Genomic DNA, 18075 nt, shown 5'->3' on the forward strand with positions numbered 1-18075 from the left:
ACGAGCCTCTTCAATAACCCACCCACCAAGGCCAGAGCAAGCACGTTGCTCAAGAGCAGGCCGGATACATTGACGCAAACGTATTCTTCATATCGGTTGGAGCTTGTAAAATTGTAGCAGACCATACATTTTTTAGAGTTTCCTTTTCCATGCGCAGCTCTTTGTTTTCTTTGCAAAGCCGTTTTAACTCGGCGCGCTCGTCTTCAGCCAGAACCTGATTTTCAAGCTGAGCTTCAATCTTTTCCTTCCACTTGTAGAGCATATTGGCGCTAATGCCGAGGGATTTAGCCGCTTCTGGGACGGAATAACCTTGGTCGCGCACCAAGGAAACGGCCTCTTCTTTAAACTCTCTTGTATACTGCTTATACGACTTTTTCTGACTCATGCTGACACCTTAATCGTTGACGGGGATTGTCTCTTATTAATGTGTCCGGGACTATTAGACCACTACAGAGTGTTATGAAACTAATGACATCACCTCTATCCTTTCCGCCATACAGAGAACTCTTTCCCATTATGACTTTGACTACATATTCAAGGTGAGCATTCAAGGCGAAGAATATATTAGCTCAAAGAGTTTATTCGTAACCTTTAACAACAAACTCTTAATTCAAGAAATACATAATAGCGAAAAAAGCATTTTTTACTGCAATGATTGGTTCGCCATTTCTTATCCGCACTTCTCACTTTACGCAAAATTTAACCCATCACAAATAAATCAATATACAAACCCACTTCTAAAGCTTGGAAAAACCATTGAAAATATTTTATCAAAAAAGATTATCAAACCTGCTTCTGAAACCGCGCATATCGACCAATTCATGGGCAGCATTGAGCATACAGAAAGCTTATTAAAAGAAGTTATTGATATCGAAGAAGCCAGAGGCTCACTAGATTATGAGATCATATCAGAATTGAAATGGGCGGCGAGGAAAAATAACACTGTGATCGAAGCCCTGAGCATCAGTGACAAAACCTTAGTCAACTCCATTAAAAAGTCATAAATCACTTCGAAGTTAAAAAAGCATCTCATCGATTATTAGAAAACCATCTACATTCATTAAAAATCAGAATTAAACTTACATCAGAACAATAAGCAAATCATTTACTTAATCAATCACAATTTTTAAAATGAATCATTTAAAATTTCAACGGCTTTACGAAAATTCAAGTTACTAACAGCCTCATCCAAGTCTGTCATATTTTTATCCGACAGTCTTTTCTCAAATATATCTCTCGTCCTTTGAAATAAATCGTAAGCTTCCATATCATTATCATTAAAGAGTTTGAGAAGACGATCTTCAAATTCTGGAGGCAAATCGACCTCATTTTCAAGATGGCTCCAGCCTTTCTGGTGACTTAACCAAGACTCAGCCTCAACAGTTAAAGTGCTGAGCTCTTGGTGAATCTCATTAAATAGTGAATCTAAGTTATTGCTGCCATTTTCAGCAAGAGCACGCTCAACTGTAAGGGTTATCTGTCCCAACCTTTCTCCACCTACCGCACCGCAGCTCCCTCGCAAAGTGTGCAATTCCCGAATAGCATGCTCTAATGATCCTGTTTTGGCCATATCATGAGCAACCCGCACTCTATTTGGCCACCTCTTGATAAAATCCTCCACTAATATGTAAACACTATTAGCGCGACTTGGCGCAACAGAGATAAGTTGCGAAAGGCTTTTGGGGTTGAATGATGGCAGATCAATACAATCATCATGACTATTTAAACTTTCATTCATCATCTGCAACCTCTCTATAACTCTATCACCATTACTTGGTTGCGGCCGTTTTTCTTTGCTTGATATAGAGCCAAGTCTGACTTTTTGATTAAATCTGGGCCGCATATTGTAAGCGTGGACTCTTTAACAGCAACTCCCACGCTAACAGTTACGCAGTTCGCAACCTCAGAATTGATATGAGGTATGTTTAAATTTGCAATCTTACTCCGAATATTTTCTCCACACTTCTTAGCCTCTTCAACATTAGTATTCGGCAATATTACCGCAAACTCTTCCCCTCCATATCTGGCCACTACTTCGCCCGCTCTCTGAAACGCAAGTAACATTTCGTTAACGATAGCAACCAAACACTCATCTCCTTTCAAGTGGCCGTAACAGTCGTTATAGGGCTTGAAGTAATCTACGTCCAGCAAGATAAGCGCCAATGGGTGGTTACTTCTTTGATGCCGTCGCACCTCGCCAGCCAAAGTCTCGTCAAAAAACCTTCTGTTAAATGCACCAGTCAAGCCATCAGAGACCGCAAGCACACGTAACATCTCAGCATGCAGCCTAGCTGTTAGGTGAGCGTTTATCCTAGCTTTCGCCAACCTTCCGTTAATAGGCTTAGTTATATAATCGACAGCGCCTGCCTCTATGGCCTCTATCTCATGACTAATACTCAAATGAGCCGTTACAAAAACAACAGGAATTAACTCTGTCTGTGGATCAGCCTTTAGAGCACGACAAACCTCATAGCCGTTCATCTCCGGCATATTAATATCTAGCATTATTAGATGAGGCTGGCGCTTTTTGGCAATATTTAACCCATCGAGACCGTTGGTTGCAAATATGATCCTGGCGTCATCTTTCAGAATAGAGTGGAGGTGCTTTATCACATCGGCCGAATCGTCAATGACAAGAATTAATACCTCCGAGTTACCTTTTAGGTGCATATAAAGCCTATTCAGCCATTCAGAAATGAGTTGCTATCTTTAAAAAGTAGCACAGGTTTCGATCAAGTTCACCAAGCAGTAATCAAAGGCAAATCGCTACTGGCGAGCATCCCCCCTTGAGCAATGTATAGGCATAGATCATGAAAAGTCCGATAGCGAGGAGGCATCCGAAGGTGGCGTCGTCAATAGCCCCCATAATCAAGCGTCACTACTTCCAAACTTACAAAGCCATGCGCATAACAAGATCCATGCTTCACAAATTCACTGCCTTCCAGTTAATAGAGTTGATGAGTTATCGTTTTGATAGACAGCGTATGTATTACGCCCAGCGGCTTTTGCTAGATACAATGCTTCGTCCGCCATTCGAACAATAGCGTCAAGCGAAGCATCAGAACTGGGGGAATGTATAACGCCTATGCTGGTTCCGACCTTGATCTCCATTTCACTAAGTTGAAAATCTGCTTTCATCGACGATACAATTTTTTGAGCAATTTGTTCAGCATCAGCTAAAGTGGCTACATCCTCTGAGATAATCACAAACTCATCCCCACCTAGCCTCGCCAGCGTATCAGACTCTCTTATCGTTGACTTCACTCGCTGACTAAACGCCTTTAATAGTTCGTCGCCTACGCCATGCCCATATGTATCATTTATTGATTTAAAGTGGTCAATATCTAAATACATTAAGGAAAAATTTGAGTTATTTCGCCTACTTAATTCGCGTGCATGATTCAAGCGATCATAAAACAAGGAGCGGTTTGGAAGCTCTGTCAGATTGTCATATTGCGCCATATAAAGCAGTTTCTCTTCATTTTTCTTACGGTCAGAAATATCGTGAAGAAATGCGCAAAACTGCCATCCTTCATTAGTGCTTATGGCAGTAATAGTTATTTCGACCGGAATCTCAACGCCTTGACTATTTAAGGCGCTCAACTCTAAACGATTACCAATAACATGACCGTCCCCAGTGTCTAAAAATTTCCTCATTCCCTTTTCATGCAACTCTCTATATGGTTCAGGGATGATTAGCTCTGATAATCTTTGCCCAATAGCCTGACTAGAAGTCCAGCCCAAGGTTTCTGTCGCCTGCTTATTCCAGTCTGTGATGATTCCATTGGCGTCTATTGCGATAAAGGCCTCATGGGAGCTTTCTAAAATCGTTCTATTTCTCGCTTCGCTCTCTTTGAGTTTTCTTTCGACTATTTTTCTCTGCGCTACCTCTTTCTCTAATAGATGTAGCGCCTGAGTCTTCTGTTCCAGCATCTCTTCTTTATGCCGTAGCCTGAACTGTCTTCCAATAGCAGCACCGGCTAATCCTGCCATCATTTCAAGCGTTTTGGCGTCATCTTCATGAAAAGCGCGAGTTTTATCAGAAGTAATTTTTAATACTCCGACTACGTTTCCTTCATCAAATAGCGGAGCAACTACCATTGAGCAAACGCCTGTTCTTTTACATGTTTCGTAATCCACTCTTGGATCTTCTGCAGTATTTTCTGAAGCCAATACCTTACGTTTGGCGACGCAGAGTCCAGATAAGCTGTTATCTATACTTAAGCTAAGTCCTCTGTATGCCTTCGCTGAGCCGCTGGTTGCCTGATATGTCAAATCTTTTCCAGAGATAAGTTCAATCGCCGCTCCCGTTGCTGGAGTTATCGATAGCACCTGTTCTGTTACCAGGCAGGAAAAAGCCTCAATATCCAATTCCGCCTGTGACAAAAGGGCTTGCGCCTGGACGATCTGGTTAAGCTTCGCTGTAGCCTTCTCCAGTCTCTTTTCAGTTGTATAATATTCCTGCAAAACCTCCATCAAATAATCATTTGAAACTTCTAACAAATCCTTTTCGTCTAGAGCTTCAGCTAGGGGTGACCCGGCCTGCCCCCTGAAATCATGTATATCGGTGAAGGAAGCTAGCCAACAAGACACGCAAGTTTCGCCCTCAATAACGGGTAGAACACGACATATATGACGGCGGTATACTGAGTCTGAAGATCTTTTAAGCCTGATAAATAATTGGAAAGGCCCCTGCGACTCTATACCTGAGCGCCACAGCTCCAGAGCTGCAGAAACATCGTCTGGATGCACTGCATCTATCCACTGTCTGCCAAGCGATTTTACTGACGTATATCCTGTATACTCGGCCCATGACGAATTACTTCTTGTCCATTCACCATTCGAGTCTGTCTCAGCAAATAAGTGAGGTAAAGGTAACTTCCAAAGGCTGTCGTCTAACATTATCAACCTCTGACATATTATATTAATACTCTGGCAGTCAAAAAATACAGCTCACACACCTATACTTTTATTCCCTTTGGAGCTATCGAGTAATAGACCTGTAAGGTTATCGTGAGGCATAGGCTTGTAAAACAAAAATCCTTGAACTAAGGCTTCATTTCCCGTCTTTTCTCTAACAAACTCGAGTGTTTCAACATCTTCCACACCTTCCGCCACCAACATCAAGCCTAAGTTTTTTCCAATATCTATAATAGTTTGAACTATGGCCGATTTTTTATTGTCTTGATGAACTTCAAGCAAAAAAGACCGGTCAATTTTTAAGTAGGAAAATGGAAGTTCTTGTAAATAGCTTAATGATGAATATCCTGTTCCAAAGTCATCTAAGGCAAATTTAACGCCTTCTGCCCCTAACTGAACCATAGCGTCTTTGACCAAATCTTTATCAGCCATAAATAGCGATTCAGTCACTTCCAGTATTAATTTTGATGGTGAAACATCAGAATCTCGAAGCTCAGACAGTATACTGCTCACCAATTTTTTATCATTAAAGTCAGCAATTGATAAGTTTATGGCAATAGGCACATCAGAAATTCCTAAGGTGCTCCAATGTGCTAAAATTTTACATGCTTCTTTTACTGCAAGCTTCCCTATATCCCTTATCATCCCAGTCTTTTCTGCGATGGGGATAAACACGCCGGGAGATATGATGCTTCCATCTGGCTTTATCCATCTAATCAATCCCTCCGCTCCTTTTATTTCACCACTCTTAATATCAACTTTAGGCTGCAAGTACAAAGCCAACTCAAGATTTTCTATTGCCTTTCTGAGTTGACTCTCTACAGTAATTTTTTGCAGCTCTTCATCTGCAATATTTGAGCTAAAAAATTGAATAGAGACGCCTTTATTAAATCCATGATATTTCGCCAAGTCAGCCCTATGTACAAGTTCATTGGCAGTGTCTCCATCTTCAGGATAAAGGCTAATTCCTATATGACAAGAAACAAAATATAAGTGGTTAGACAGCTCCACAGGTTGTCCAACTTCCCTCTCTATTTTCTTACAAATCGTATTCACCCAGTCTTTATCTAGTATATCTTTCATTACAACAATTAGGCCGTCCCCCCCAAATCGTGCTATCACATCCTGGTCACGCAAACAAAGCATGATTCTATGTATAGAGTCTATTAATACGGCATCACCTACTTCATAGCCTTGGGTATCACTGATTCTTTTAAGGCCTACTAAATCAACAAATAATATAGCCATGCTCATCAAATGAAATTTATGAAATTTGATTTGCTCCTTTAAAATAATTTCCATGCAATTTCTATTTGGCAACCCTGTTAAAGAATCGTGTAACGCCTGAAATCTTATGACATCATCATTAATTTTTTGTACAGTAATGTCCTTAAAACTCCATACTCGTCCCTCAAGCTTTTCGTTAACAACTTTAGGGGATGAATAGTATTCATAGAAACGTCTACGTTTAAACTCAACAATTCCGTATACGTCAATAAAAGAGTCCTGCTCGATCCTCTCAAATGTATCTTCGAGATCGGATGTATTCTTACAAAGGCTGGGGAGGGCTCTTTCGTTAAAGTCAATACCATCCAACTGATTAACGAATTCCTTTCCTCTATTATTAAGCCGCGTTAAATTACCTTCACAGTCAAAAGAAATAATTGCTTCTCCTGTGGCGTCAAATATCGCAGCCAACTCAGCACCAGTTTGAGATACTTCGTTATTAGCTCGTTTAAGCTCCTGGACTTGTTGCTGCAACATTGCATTTCGATCATTCAACTCATTCGATACAACAAAGAGTGAGTGTTCTATTAACTTTAGCTCCTCCTCACCCTGCACATAGGCGTCAGAAATACTTTCAAAAAGCTTCGGATAAGAATCCACCAGGCTGGTTAAACCACACCTTTTTAATTGACGTAATAGCGCCTTGTGCATAATTAAACCTCTTCGAAGAGAGTCACCGTCATCGTCTGGTTCAAAAGGCCACAGCGACCATCACTACAGATAACAGAAGAGATCTCTCCATATGAATAGAATCCGGTCATACAGCAGTCATCTGAGATTAACTGCTGAACTTCTTCCAGCTCTTCTTCCGTTCTCACTCCCAGTACCAGTCTTCTACCCACGCAGCTGACAAGTATCGCCAATTGAGGATTTATACCATTCTGATCATTAACCGCATTCTCCGTTGCAGAGCCAGCGCCGGCTATCAGGTTCTCATAATTAGCATGCATTATCTGACAACTTGCTCCTTCAGGAACATTTCCGGCAAAAACCATGCTCCTATTTTCTTCGTCAATGGAGAGAATGGTACGAACTACAAGCTCTTCTGCTACCGAATGTTTAAGTCCGATTGGGAAACGAAGCGCTGCAGCAGGTAATTCCTTTACGCTTTCTCCCAAGTATTCCTTGTAAATATCGAGAGCGGGTTTGTCATCGATTTCATATAGGATATTTTTGTTAGACTTAGTAATACGCCTAAATGGACCAAAAGGCTTCCAGCCCCCGAAGTTTCCTTTTCCGACTTTTAAACGTTCACCATAAAAGCAGACTAAAGAAACCAATCCGCCTTTATATTCCTCATTTATCCAAACTTTCGTCTCTTTAAAATTTGTTCCATCCCCCGCCAGCCCCCCTGTTATAAAAACAGCTTCGGGCATTCTCTTACAAATAGAGCGAATTAAGTCTGATCCGTTTACGACGTGTCCATCTGAGAGTACGAATATATGAACGAGCCGCTCTCTATCGACTTGATCAGCAAGATAAGTTCCAAGAGCTTGACTGTCGCCGAACGCTGCGAATTCTCCTGAAAACGTAGCAACTCTGGTATTTTCAAAAGTAACCGCGGTCAAGCAAAGGCAGTCGTCATACAACAGACTCCCTTCAATGGCGCCACTGGTACTGCAACCTGTTATCTGCGCTTCAGGGAAGGCTTTCCTCACTTCGTTTCTAATAGCTTGATTTTCCATGACATTTTTGTCGCCGAATGCGATGACCCATTGGGCTAAGCTATTTTCTGGAAGAGGCTTATCCCAAGCGTCATCCTGAAGTATTGCTTGAAAGATACTTAGCATCTTGACTCACCCTCCTTGATTTAAAGAAACCTACTTTTAAGGTAGCCTTACTTTAAAAAATAGCCAGCATCAGTATTGTGAAAGCTACAATTAAAAACGACTCACAACAATAAACAAGAACCATCTATCAAAAAAACAAACCGGCAAAACATATCTATTCGTTAAAAGCGTAAACACATTAATCATAACCGTGAAAGCTAAATTAATCCCGAACGAAGCATGATGGTTAACGCTCTTTCAAAATCCAGGCTAGCAAACGCTTCGTCTAGTTCACTAATAGAAGAGCTTGTTAACTTATCCTTTAGTCCAGCCCTCAAATTTGAATATATATCGTACGCAGACATATTATTTGTTCTAATCATTGTAACAAACTCTTCAATTTTTATTTCTCCGAGCTCAAACGTTCCTTCTTCACCAGTATCAAGCGATACCCCTTCCGCCCATGCCTCTAACTCCTTACTAGCCTTATTCAACTCTGCCTTCACTGCAGATAAGCCCGCATCCACTAAAGCTGGGCTTCTTTCTCTTACTGCAATTTCTAGATTTGCGACAGAGGTGCTAAAGGCTTCTACTCCCACTGTTCCTGAAACTCCTTTCATTGTATGTAATATCCGATAAGCCTCGTCCCATTGCTCACTTAATATCTTTTTACCAACATCTTCAATCTCAGCCGGCCACTTTCGACAGAAATCTTTAACCATGGTTATTAAGCCTGTTGCTTGACAACCACTAACCTTAATTAAGCCATCTAACTTTTCCGTATTTAAAGTTACAGTTTCACCTGATGTAACTTTATTTTCGTAAATATCTTTTATATTAATTTCCGAGCCGAGATATTTTGACAAAACAGAAACGAATTCTTCATACTCAATTGGCTTTCCAAGTACTTCATTCATCCTTGCCTGATAGCACAACTCTTTCTCCCACGCCATCATCCCAGCAGTTAGCGCAATGATAGGAATATCAACCCCCAGTTCCGACTTAATAATTTTTGATGCCTCTCTACCATCCATGACAGGCATTTGAACATCCATGAGAATCAAATCGTAACCATTTGGATTATTTCTAATAATATCAACTGCTTGCCTCCCATTTTCAGCAACATCAATACTAACGCCTAACCCCCCCAGCATTCCTTGCACCACTAATCGATTAAACTCATTATCCTCCACTAACAACAATTGCTTACCGGTAAAATTTATTTTATCTACCTTCTTATTCGCGTCTTTTCTTTCTTCATCCGAGTCGAGTCTAATTATAGCCTCACGCAATGCTGGCCCCAATACGGGCTTATAGACCATATCAAAATTAATCTTGCTAAATTTTAGTGATAACTCTCTATACTGATGCGGGGAAAGCAAAAAAATAACTTTGATATTACTATCAGTTATTTTTTCTTGTAAGTACGCCAAAGTATCACTTGGATAGAGATCCACTGCTTTATAGTCGATTATTAAAATATTTCGCTTACTGGGATAAGCCTCCGACATTTTAATTAAGCTCTCAAAATCACTATTCTTACTTACTTCTCCTCCCCAAGTTTTTATTAATCTTTCCACATAACTATTTACGACAGAGAAACCAGCAAGGAATAGCACGCTAAAACCACAGCATGTATCCGTGTATTTTTTTTCATTAACAGGGAATTTATACTTAAAAGGAATATAAAAGCTGAACTGAGATCCTTTGTCGACTTCACTCTCTACAGTAATATCGCCGCCCATCATAGTAACCAACCTCTTAGTAATCGCCAGACCCAGCCCAGATCCCCCATACTCTCTAGTTGTGGTGGCGTCGGCTTGCTGGAATGCAGAGAACAAGCTACTCATTTGTTCTGGAGTCATTCCTATACCACTATCGGTAACCAAAAATTTGAGAGTGATCGTTTCATTATCTCTCTGTAACTCTCTCACAGATAAAGAAACAGTTCCGGAGTGTGTAAATTTAACTGAATTTCCAGCTAAATTAATTAATATTTGTTCAAGCCTCAGACTATCACCTATTAGTGTAATATCCAGCCCTTCCTGAAGATCGATAAAGCATTCTATATCTTCATTTCTGACACTAGAAAAGACTGCATAAGAAACAGCACTGATGGTCTCATTTATGTCGAATTCAACCTCATTTAATTCCAACTTATTTGCTTCTATCTTGGAGAAATCTAGAATGTCATTGAGCAATGAGAGAAGCGATCTTCCTGCTTTCTCAATCATGTTCAAATATTTCTTCTGGATAGGGCTTAAATCGGTATGGCTTAACACCTTTGAAAGACCAAGTACTGCATTCATGGGCGTTCTGATTTCGTGACTCATATTCGCCAGAAAATTACTTTTAGCCTTATTCGCTGCTTCAGCTTGTCCTTTGGCCAAGGAGAGCTCTCTCTCAATTCGTTTCAACTCAGAGATATCCCAGTTCATTCCTACCATACGCTCGGGCTCACCTTCTTCACCCTGAATAATTAGGCCAGCTGCTTTGATATCCCTAATTTCTCCGTTATCCAATATTATTCTGAACACCGTATCGTATTTGTCTCTGTTTTTAACCGCTGAAGAAAGAAGCTGCTCAGCACAATTCAAATCCTCCGGGTGCACCCTTGATTTCCACATTGCATAATTATCAGAACTCTTGGAAGAGTCTACTCCATAGATCTTGTACATTTTTGCATCCCAATAAAGATCATTCGTTTTTATATTCCAGTCCCATATACCTATTCCTATGGAGTTCGCTGCGGTTGTCAACCTCTCTGTCAAAACCTTGATTTCATCCTCCCATCTCTTACTTGCGGTTATATCCTCAACCTGATCAATTATCTGACGACTTCCATCCATATCCATCACCACGGACTTTACTTTCACCCAAAAAAAATCTCCATTTTTCCTTAACAATCTTTTTTTAATAACACTTAACTTTGAAGGATTATTAAACAGTCGTCCTTTTTGCTCATATGAAGGCTTAACATCCTCAAAATAAGTAATCTCATTCATGCTTCTTCCTATTAACTCTTCATTAGAATAACAGAGCATTTTCAATAAATTATCATTCACCTTCAATAATTTACCTTCTTCATCCGAAATAGCTAACCCGGTCGCCGCAAAGTTAAACACATGCTTAAATAAAACGTCACTATAGTTAGCCTGACGATCTTTTTCCTTAGTATGACTCAGCAAGAACATTACAATCACCGGGGTAAGACAGGATGTAGCAGCTGATATCCAAAACTGCTGGACCAAGTCTACGGAATAGCTTACAGGAATAACACCATCAGAAAAAATCAGTGCGACTCCTAAAAAAACTATAACCAGATTCGAAACAAGAGATGTTTCAAACACACTAGTTCCAAAGTTACACGCAATCAGAACCAAGGCAACAATGACGAATGGAAAATCGAAAAGATATAATGCAGAATATGAGGCGAACAATGACCCAATAAGCCGCAGAAGAAAAGAAGATAAATTAATACTTTTACGCAATGAGTTGTCTGGAATAGAGACGCCTAGTGAGATAATCATGAACCCGCCTATTGCATCTCCAATCCACCAGCCTTTTAGCGTGAGCAAAAAGTTCGTATCATAATAATTACTAACTATTAATGCTCCTATTCCGCCCCCTATAAAAGAGGCAAGAGCAGTGTATATAATCGTGACATAGATGTAGTATACAGCTCCGGAATAGTCTTCACTTTTTGTTAAGAATGATTTAACAATAAGTGCACCAAAGAATATTTCCGTGACATTAGCAACCATCAATAGCGATGCAAATACCAGATCATCGCCATAAATCATATTGGCAGCCACACCCGCAATAAAAATTAAAATTAATGAGTATACCCATCGCTTTGTTTGAGTTCTGATTAGTACTACAAACCCAAATGCATTAGAAAGCCAAATCGAGGCTACGCCGTTAGACTCTCTAGATATCAGTATGCAGAAGATAGAAAGGATGAAGTAAGCTACGGCCATCATGGCATATGAAAAGTGGCATGAATGTTCCTTTTTCTCGTTCTCACCAGCTTCCATGAGCCAAATCTCCTTATGCTGTTCACCAAGCCTTGCCTATTCTTAATAACGCGCAAGAACTAGCAGGCATCATCAGTAAGCTTAGTACATTGAAGGGAAGTTGCTTTCATGGTTTTGATATCTCCAGTCAGCCGCCGAAGACGCTGAGGGGCGTATCAGAGAGATGTTCTCAGTAAAACTACTGAAAACATCTCTCCAAATTGCGTATCGCTACGCATAATTTTTTAGCGGCGCTCTATCTATACTCACAGAATGGTGGAAGTGGAGTACTAGGTATGAGTTCACAAACAAGTGCAGAATTTAGGACTGATATATACAAAGATAGGAATGCTGATGAGATGGAGGGCTCGATAAAAGGTCTCCATAGAATGGGACTACAGCTAATTGACACAAACAATAATCTTCATAGAATACTTGATTTTATAGAGAACAGTCTGGATGTTGATGACCCGCTTGAGATTTTTTTCTCCGTGCAAAGGGTTCTAACCTTTTATGATTTTGAGTACATATTCAAAGTAAACACTCACCGCTTCACATATATAAGTGGCACTGATCTCTATGTTCCATTCCAAAAACTGGATCTAATAAACACCATATCAGGAATGGGGCAGCGGGTGGTCTATAGCCATGATCATTGGGCTGTCGTATACCCCCACTTTAGCATCTGTGCAAAGATTGACTTTTCAGAAAGAGATAAATATACAGATCCACTAATCAGACTTGCGAGGGCTGTTAACCTTGTATTAGCAAGGCTGACACAGAAAAAACCAGAATGCAGCACAATTTTACAGCATAATTATGCGACTATTGACCACACTTTAGAACTCCTTAATGATACCGTGGCTATCGAATCATCTAGGACCGTTTGTTCTGAGCTTCTTGTATCGGAACTGAGATGGTCTGTCAGTGAAACCTGTAAATATGACGAGACGTTAACAGAGCGGGAGCAAAAACTTATTGGCGTTATTAATAAGCTTCTTTACGACTTTGAAGAACAGCAAGCTTCCCATAGACTTATTGAAAGTTACTTGCGCTCCATCAAAACAGGTCTTCGAGGCCTTACAACAGAAAGCAGGCAGGCTATATAAGGCTATTCTATTCATACCGCAGCATCGATAAATATATTTTCCCTACGCCGCTCCATATTTTTCAGCGGGAGATAGGAGAGGCTTTTCACACATGTTTAACGCTAACTCTGCCTCTTCCCCCTTCTTTGGCTACGTATAGTGCTTGGTCTGCAGCGTTTATGAAATCCATCATGCTTGCGTAGTTTTCTGTTGAAGTATCACTGGCGCCAATGCTTACCGTCACCACCTCTGAGCATAACGACCCTTTATGAGGAATCGCTAAGGCCCGCACTGCATTTTCTATATTCTCAGCAATATGCTTCGCGCCCTTAATATCCGTTTCTGGCAAGACGCACGCAAATTCCTCCCCCCCATATCTAGCTACTAAATCGCCAGGCCGCCTCAATTGCTCTTTAATGCAGATAGCGACCCTTGATAAGCACTCATCTCCTTGCAAGTGACCATAGCAGTCATTGAATTTCTTAAAGTAATCGATATCTATAATCAGAGTCGCAAGTGATGTCCCGTTCCGTCTGCTCCTATCCCATTCCTCTTTTATTTTTTCGTTAAAGGATAGGCGATTCGCAACATTGGTTAGTCCATCTAAATAAGCTATTTCCCGCAACAAGTCTGCTTGAGCTTTTATTGTCAGGTGTGCATAAACTCGATTTAACACTGTAGAAGGATTGAAGGGCTTGGAAATAAAATCTACGCCTCCTGCGCTCCAACAGTTGTCCTGCTCTTCTGGCGAATCCTGCGCCGTCACAAATATGATAGGCGTATCTTTTGTTGTAGCGTATTCCCTGAGCACCTCACAAAGTTGCAGCCCGCTCATCTCTGGCATAATGACGTCGAGCAGAATTAGATCAAAGCTTTGCTTATCGCAGAGATCGAGAGCCTTCTTCCCACTAGACGCAGCATAAACGTCATAGACTTCTTTCAGGATACCAAATAACGCCTGCACAATAAGAGGCTGATCATCCACGATAAGTATTCTGGCTCTTCGATCTTTAAAAGGAGAAGGTCTTTCCACATGAATACTCTCAACCAATTTTTTTCAGCATGTCGGTGCAATCACCCAGTACAGCTTGGAAATCCAACCGCCCCATATCAGCCTCCAGCTTGCTAAAGTATTCCGGCATACGACGAGCATGCTTGCTTTTAAGGGTTTCGAAGAGAGACATCGCACTCATATCACGATTCCCAACAAGGAGGGCTAACTCAAGAATACCTTTACGTAGATCTTCGTAGGAATGGATTAAATTAATATCATCTGAATTTAACGCACCACTGAAGTTTTCAATAATTATGTCAGTCCCAGAAAGCGCCTCTGCAAGCTTTTCTTTGAATAACGCCTGAAGCTCTGGCCCAACTGCACCTTCATTTACCGCCTGTTCTAGCTCTCGGGTCACCGACTCCAGCTGCTTCGCCCCGACAGTACCAGCAATTCCCTTGAAAGTATGAAGACTTCTTGCTGCCTGAGCCTTCTCACTTGACTCATTGATCTGAAAGAGCAGTGTATTCGCCTTCTCAACTTCCAGCTTAAACCCCTTAATAGCCATCGAGTACGCATTTGCATTCGCTCCAAATCGCTTCAAGGCGCTTTGTATGTCAAAACCGTACCTCCACCCTAATGCGAATAGAGCTTTACTATCGATAGCCATTTCTAATACAGGGCTTTCACCAATTATATCCTCTGGATTTTGCACAGGTCGAACGCAGCGGAGTACTACTTTTATCAGTGCCTCCAAATCAAATGGCTTACCAACATGCTCATTCATTCCCGCAGATAGGCAAAGTTCGCGGTCGGCAGGCAGGGCATTTGCTGTCATCGCGATAATCGGTAAGTCCCGCTCGTTTAGCCTGTTGCGAATTTCCTTCGTTGCGGCATAGCCATCCATGTCTGGCATTTGGATGTCCATCAGCACCGCGTCAAATTGGGGAGAGGCTTTTTTTACCGCTTCAACCGCCCATTTACCAGTGCCAACAACTTCCACTTTTGCTCCCACACTGTTGAGAAGTTCGCTCGCTACTTGCTGATTTGTAGTATTGTCTTCAACCAATAAAATACGAAGCCCTTGTAACGGCTTGCCGGTGTCATGGGCTTCGTTGGGTGAGACCGACACATTCTCAGCCGTTCTGCTGAGTTGTTCAGCCTGCGCCTCCACGACTGAGTCCAGCAGCATCGATGCAGTAATAGGTTTGACAATAAAGCCGTCCAAGACTGTTTTGTAGTCGATACCAGTCGTATTGAGCACTTCCCGGCCATGAGCCGTCATCATGATAATGAGAGGGCGCTGATTAATTACAGCCAGTTTTTTAATTTGATAGCTGGCCTCCATACCGTTCATGCCAGGCATGCTGTAGTCCATAAAGATCACATCATATTGTTCTTCGCCGCCCTCAGATTCTCTTAGCTTCTGTATTGCATCCTCCGCAGACGGGGCAATTTTCACATTCCAGCCTAACGATTTGGCGACGCCAGAGACGATCACTCGAGACTGCTCATTGTCATCTACAACCAATACTTGCAAGTTTTGCAGTTTTTTTGACAAAGGTAATGAGTTGCATGCCTCTAAGGCATTCTTTTTCTGTAGCGAGAAGTCGGCAGTGAACTTGAATGTACTACCCAATCCAGGTTTGCTCTCAACTTTTATCTCTCCCCCCATCAGATTCACCAGACGCTGGCATATCGCCAGCCCTAAGCCCGTGCCGCCATAGTTACGGGTAGTGGAGGTTTCAGCCTGGGAGAAGCCGTCAAATATTAATTTCTGATGCTCATCCGAGATCCCAATCCCTGTATCAGAAACTGCAAAAACAAGGGTGGCTTTACCGTTTTCAAGTAAACTTGGTCGCACAGATAAAATAATCTCTCCTTCATTTGTAAATTTGATGGAGTTGCTGACCAGATTAAGTAAAACCTGTTTTAAACGCAGACTGTCACCGATTAAATTGATAGGCGCCCGAGGGTCAATATTGAAAATGAGTTCAAGGTTCTTCTCCCCAAGATTGGCGGACATAATCGCGCTCACTTCGCTCATCAAAGTGTCTAAATTGAAGGGGTGAGGGTCTAAAGTGAGTTTTCCCGCCTCAACTTTGGAGAAGTCCAGAATATCATTCAGGATTGAAAGCAAGGATCTGGCAGCGCCATTGGTCTTATCGACGTAATCCGCTTGCTGGCCGCTTAGTTTGGTCATTTTTAATAGCTGAAGCATGCCAATGATGGCATTCATAGGCGTTCTTATTTCATGACTCATGTTGGCGACAAACTCAGACTTGGCCAAAGACGCTTTTTCCGCCATTTCCTTCGCTTCAAGCAGCTCTTCAGTTCTTTGCTTGACCTTCAGCTCAAGATTGGCGTTTAGCTCCATTACCTGATTACGTATCACTACTTGCTCTGAAATATCTCTGATAGTGAACGCGGCTCCAACGATGTCCCCGCTATCAGATTTGATTGGCGACGAAGCAACAGATACATCGAGAAGCCTTCCATCCTTACGCTTTCTCCATGTATCAAAATGGGATACAACGACCCCATCTCGCACTTTCTCTAAAGTTGAGTATGCCTCTTCACGCTGCTCTGGGGGCATGATCAGATCATTCAGTTTCTTGCCAAGGGCTTCCTTTTCTGCAAAGCCAAACATTAACTCTGCGGCTTTATTCCAATCCGAGACTTCACCGCTTAATGTCACTCCAATCACCGCTTCGCTGGAACTGTTCACTATCGCAGCGAGCCTCGCTTGCCCAAGATTTGCCTGCAACCTCTGCTTTAGCATCAGCAAGTAAAAATACAAAATAACGCCCATAATCAGAATGACGCCAGCAAGCCCTCCAAGCGCCCCAAAAGCCCTGTTTCGCACCTTTTCTACCAAGCGTTCCTCCGTCGTGCTCATTACCAGAGTTAATGTTCTACTCTGAACGCTGGCGTCAAGCACGAACACTTTCTTATACGCGTACATATATTGCTGATTGTGAATGTAGCGGGGCAGATCCGCTCGTTGCTCTGTCAGTTTGAATTCATCCTGCCAACGATGAAGGGCCCCTAGATCAAAACCAAAGGTTTTACTCTGGTCTGGATGTATCAAAAAATCATTATCTTTGTTCAGCAAGTAAAGAAAGTGCCCATCAGGCAAACTTTGAGAGATGTTTTGAAACAAAAAACGCGCATCAATATTGAAGATAACTACTCCAAATATGCGTGCATCATTTTCAAAAATAGGAGTGGCGACTCTAAGAGTCGGCTTATGAGGGATTTCTACAACGCCGTGTTCCTGATTTAAGTTTATTTCTGATATATATATATCACCTTGCTGACGCTTTATTGTCTCAAGAAAGTAGTCACGACCGCCTTTTTCCTGAAGTTGCTCGTTCATTAGTATTACCGCACTACCACTAACACGATCAGATCTAACTATTTCCCGACCGTTATTCGCTACTCCAATATATCTGACTTGCAATACAGCGGGATTATTTTCAATATACCGTGAGAAAATAATTCCAAGGCGATCTCGCCAGACATCAATATCGTTATTTTCTTTGGGGTCATAACCATTATTATTTGCTGCGCGAATAATCCCTGAAATTGGCGGCGTTTGAGAAAGAAAAAGAACATCTCTTTTAAACTCAGACATTTGCTTTTCAAACGCTTCAGATCGATACAGAAGCTGTCCCTGCAGAAGCCCAGCTTCCTGATCAAGCGCCCGGCTCAGTTCTAGCTGGAAAGCCAATAAGTAGACTGGTAACGCCAACACCAGAAAAATCAAGAGGGCGAGCAACGCCGCTTTAGCTCCTGTATGGTTTGCCGATGAAATCCAATGCCTGAACATCAAACCCTCTCCCTTAAAGTCTCTCACTTCAATGGCATTCACTCACAATAAACAAGTTTAGTATCGACCTCCCTTTAATTCAGTTTAGATGGAGTTTGTCTCAGTAGCGTAAGTTTTTGTAAAAGCACGGAGGAGAGTTACATATCGATATTTTGCAAGAACAGACTTC

The 18075-nt window shown here is 41.6% G+C and carries 10 protein-coding genes and 1 pseudogene; 2 read left to right on the forward strand and 9 right to left on the reverse strand.

The window, feature by feature from the left end:
* Positions 1 to 130: 130 nt before the first annotated feature.
* Positions 131 to 385 (reverse strand): annotated as a pseudogene (locus tag ONV78_RS17860) (transposase); the annotation flags it as partial.
* A gap of 154 nt (positions 386 to 539) precedes the next feature.
* Between ONV78_RS17860 and ONV78_RS17865 the strand changes: the two are divergent.
* Positions 540 to 1004, forward strand: a complete 465-nt coding sequence (locus tag ONV78_RS17865; protein ID WP_279505175.1) for a hypothetical protein — start codon at positions 540 to 542, stop codon at positions 1002 to 1004.
* 122 nt (positions 1005 to 1126) lie between these two features.
* Here ONV78_RS17865 and ONV78_RS17870 read toward each other — a convergent pair whose 3' ends face one another.
* The 6 genes from ONV78_RS17870 to ONV78_RS17895 all read right to left on the reverse strand — a co-directional run bounded on the left by ONV78_RS17870 (position 1127) and on the right by ONV78_RS17895 (position 12013).
* Positions 1127 to 1741, reverse strand: coding sequence for an Hpt domain-containing protein (locus tag ONV78_RS17870; protein WP_279505177.1), 615 nt, complete (start codon positions 1739 to 1741; stop codon positions 1127 to 1129).
* Positions 1742 to 1752: 11 nt separating this feature from the next.
* Positions 1753 to 2670, reverse strand: coding sequence for a diguanylate cyclase (locus ONV78_RS17875; RefSeq protein ID WP_279505179.1), 918 nt, complete (start codon positions 2668 to 2670; stop codon positions 1753 to 1755).
* Between the two features lie 261 nt (positions 2671 to 2931).
* On the reverse strand, positions 2932 to 4902 hold the full coding sequence (locus ONV78_RS17880; RefSeq protein WP_279505180.1) for a diguanylate cyclase: 1971 nt from the start codon (positions 4900 to 4902) through the stop codon (positions 2932 to 2934).
* Between the two features lie 51 nt (positions 4903 to 4953).
* Positions 4954 to 6858, reverse strand: a complete 1905-nt coding sequence (locus tag ONV78_RS17885; protein WP_279505182.1) for a bifunctional diguanylate cyclase/phosphodiesterase — start codon at positions 6856 to 6858, stop codon at positions 4954 to 4956.
* A gap of 2 nt (positions 6859 to 6860) precedes the next feature.
* The gene (locus tag ONV78_RS17890; RefSeq protein ID WP_279505184.1) at positions 6861 to 7997 is read right to left on the reverse strand and encodes an FIST N-terminal domain-containing protein; all 1137 of its coding nucleotides are present in this window, start codon (positions 7995 to 7997) and stop codon (positions 6861 to 6863) included.
* Between the two features lie 197 nt (positions 7998 to 8194).
* The gene (locus ONV78_RS17895) at positions 8195 to 12013 is read right to left on the reverse strand and encodes an ATP-binding protein (RefSeq protein ID WP_279505186.1); all 3819 of its coding nucleotides are present in this window, start codon (positions 12011 to 12013) and stop codon (positions 8195 to 8197) included.
* A gap of 275 nt (positions 12014 to 12288) precedes the next feature.
* Here ONV78_RS17895 and ONV78_RS17900 point away from each other — a divergent pair, with 275 nt between their 5' ends.
* The gene (locus ONV78_RS17900; RefSeq protein WP_279505187.1) at positions 12289 to 13101 is read left to right on the forward strand and encodes a hypothetical protein; all 813 of its coding nucleotides are present in this window, start codon (positions 12289 to 12291) and stop codon (positions 13099 to 13101) included.
* Positions 13102 to 13186: 85 nt separating this feature from the next.
* Here the strand turns inward: ONV78_RS17900 and ONV78_RS17905 are convergent, their stop codons facing one another.
* Together ONV78_RS17905 and ONV78_RS17910 are read right to left on the reverse strand one after the other, a co-directional pair.
* On the reverse strand, positions 13187 to 14113 hold the full coding sequence (locus ONV78_RS17905) for a diguanylate cyclase (RefSeq protein WP_279505189.1): 927 nt from the start codon (positions 14111 to 14113) through the stop codon (positions 13187 to 13189).
* Between the two features lie 10 nt (positions 14114 to 14123).
* Complete coding sequence (locus ONV78_RS17910; protein WP_279505190.1) at positions 14124 to 17906, reverse strand: response regulator; 3783 nt, start codon at positions 17904 to 17906, stop codon at positions 14124 to 14126.
* Positions 17907 to 18075: the final 169 nt, after the last annotated feature.

The sequence above is a fragment of the Hahella sp. CR1 genome (assembly GCF_029813005.1).
In the GTDB taxonomy this organism is placed as follows: domain Bacteria; phylum Pseudomonadota; class Gammaproteobacteria; order Pseudomonadales; family Oleiphilaceae; genus Hahella.

Coding starts and splice junctions, on each gene's coding strand:
- ONV78_RS17910 (WP_279505190.1), bottom strand. CDS start 17,906: ATGTTCAGGCATTGGATTTCATCGGCAAACCATACAGGAGCTAAAGCG.
- ONV78_RS17895 (WP_279505186.1), bottom strand. CDS start 12,013: ATGGAAGCTGGTGAGAACGAGAAAAAGGAACATTCATGCCACTTTTCA.
- ONV78_RS17870 (WP_279505177.1), bottom strand. CDS start 1,741: ATGATGAATGAAAGTTTAAATAGTCATGATGATTGTATTGATCTGCCA.
- ONV78_RS17900 (WP_279505187.1), top strand. CDS start 12,289: ATGAGTTCACAAACAAGTGCAGAATTTAGGACTGATATATACAAAGAT.
- ONV78_RS17880 (WP_279505180.1), bottom strand. CDS start 4,902: ATGTTAGACGACAGCCTTTGGAAGTTACCTTTACCTCACTTATTTGCT.
- ONV78_RS17885 (WP_279505182.1), bottom strand. CDS start 6,858: ATGCACAAGGCGCTATTACGTCAATTAAAAAGGTGTGGTTTAACCAGC.
- ONV78_RS17875 (WP_279505179.1), bottom strand. CDS start 2,670: ATGCACCTAAAAGGTAACTCGGAGGTATTAATTCTTGTCATTGACGAT.
- ONV78_RS17890 (WP_279505184.1), bottom strand. CDS start 7,997: ATGCTAAGTATCTTTCAAGCAATACTTCAGGATGACGCTTGGGATAAG.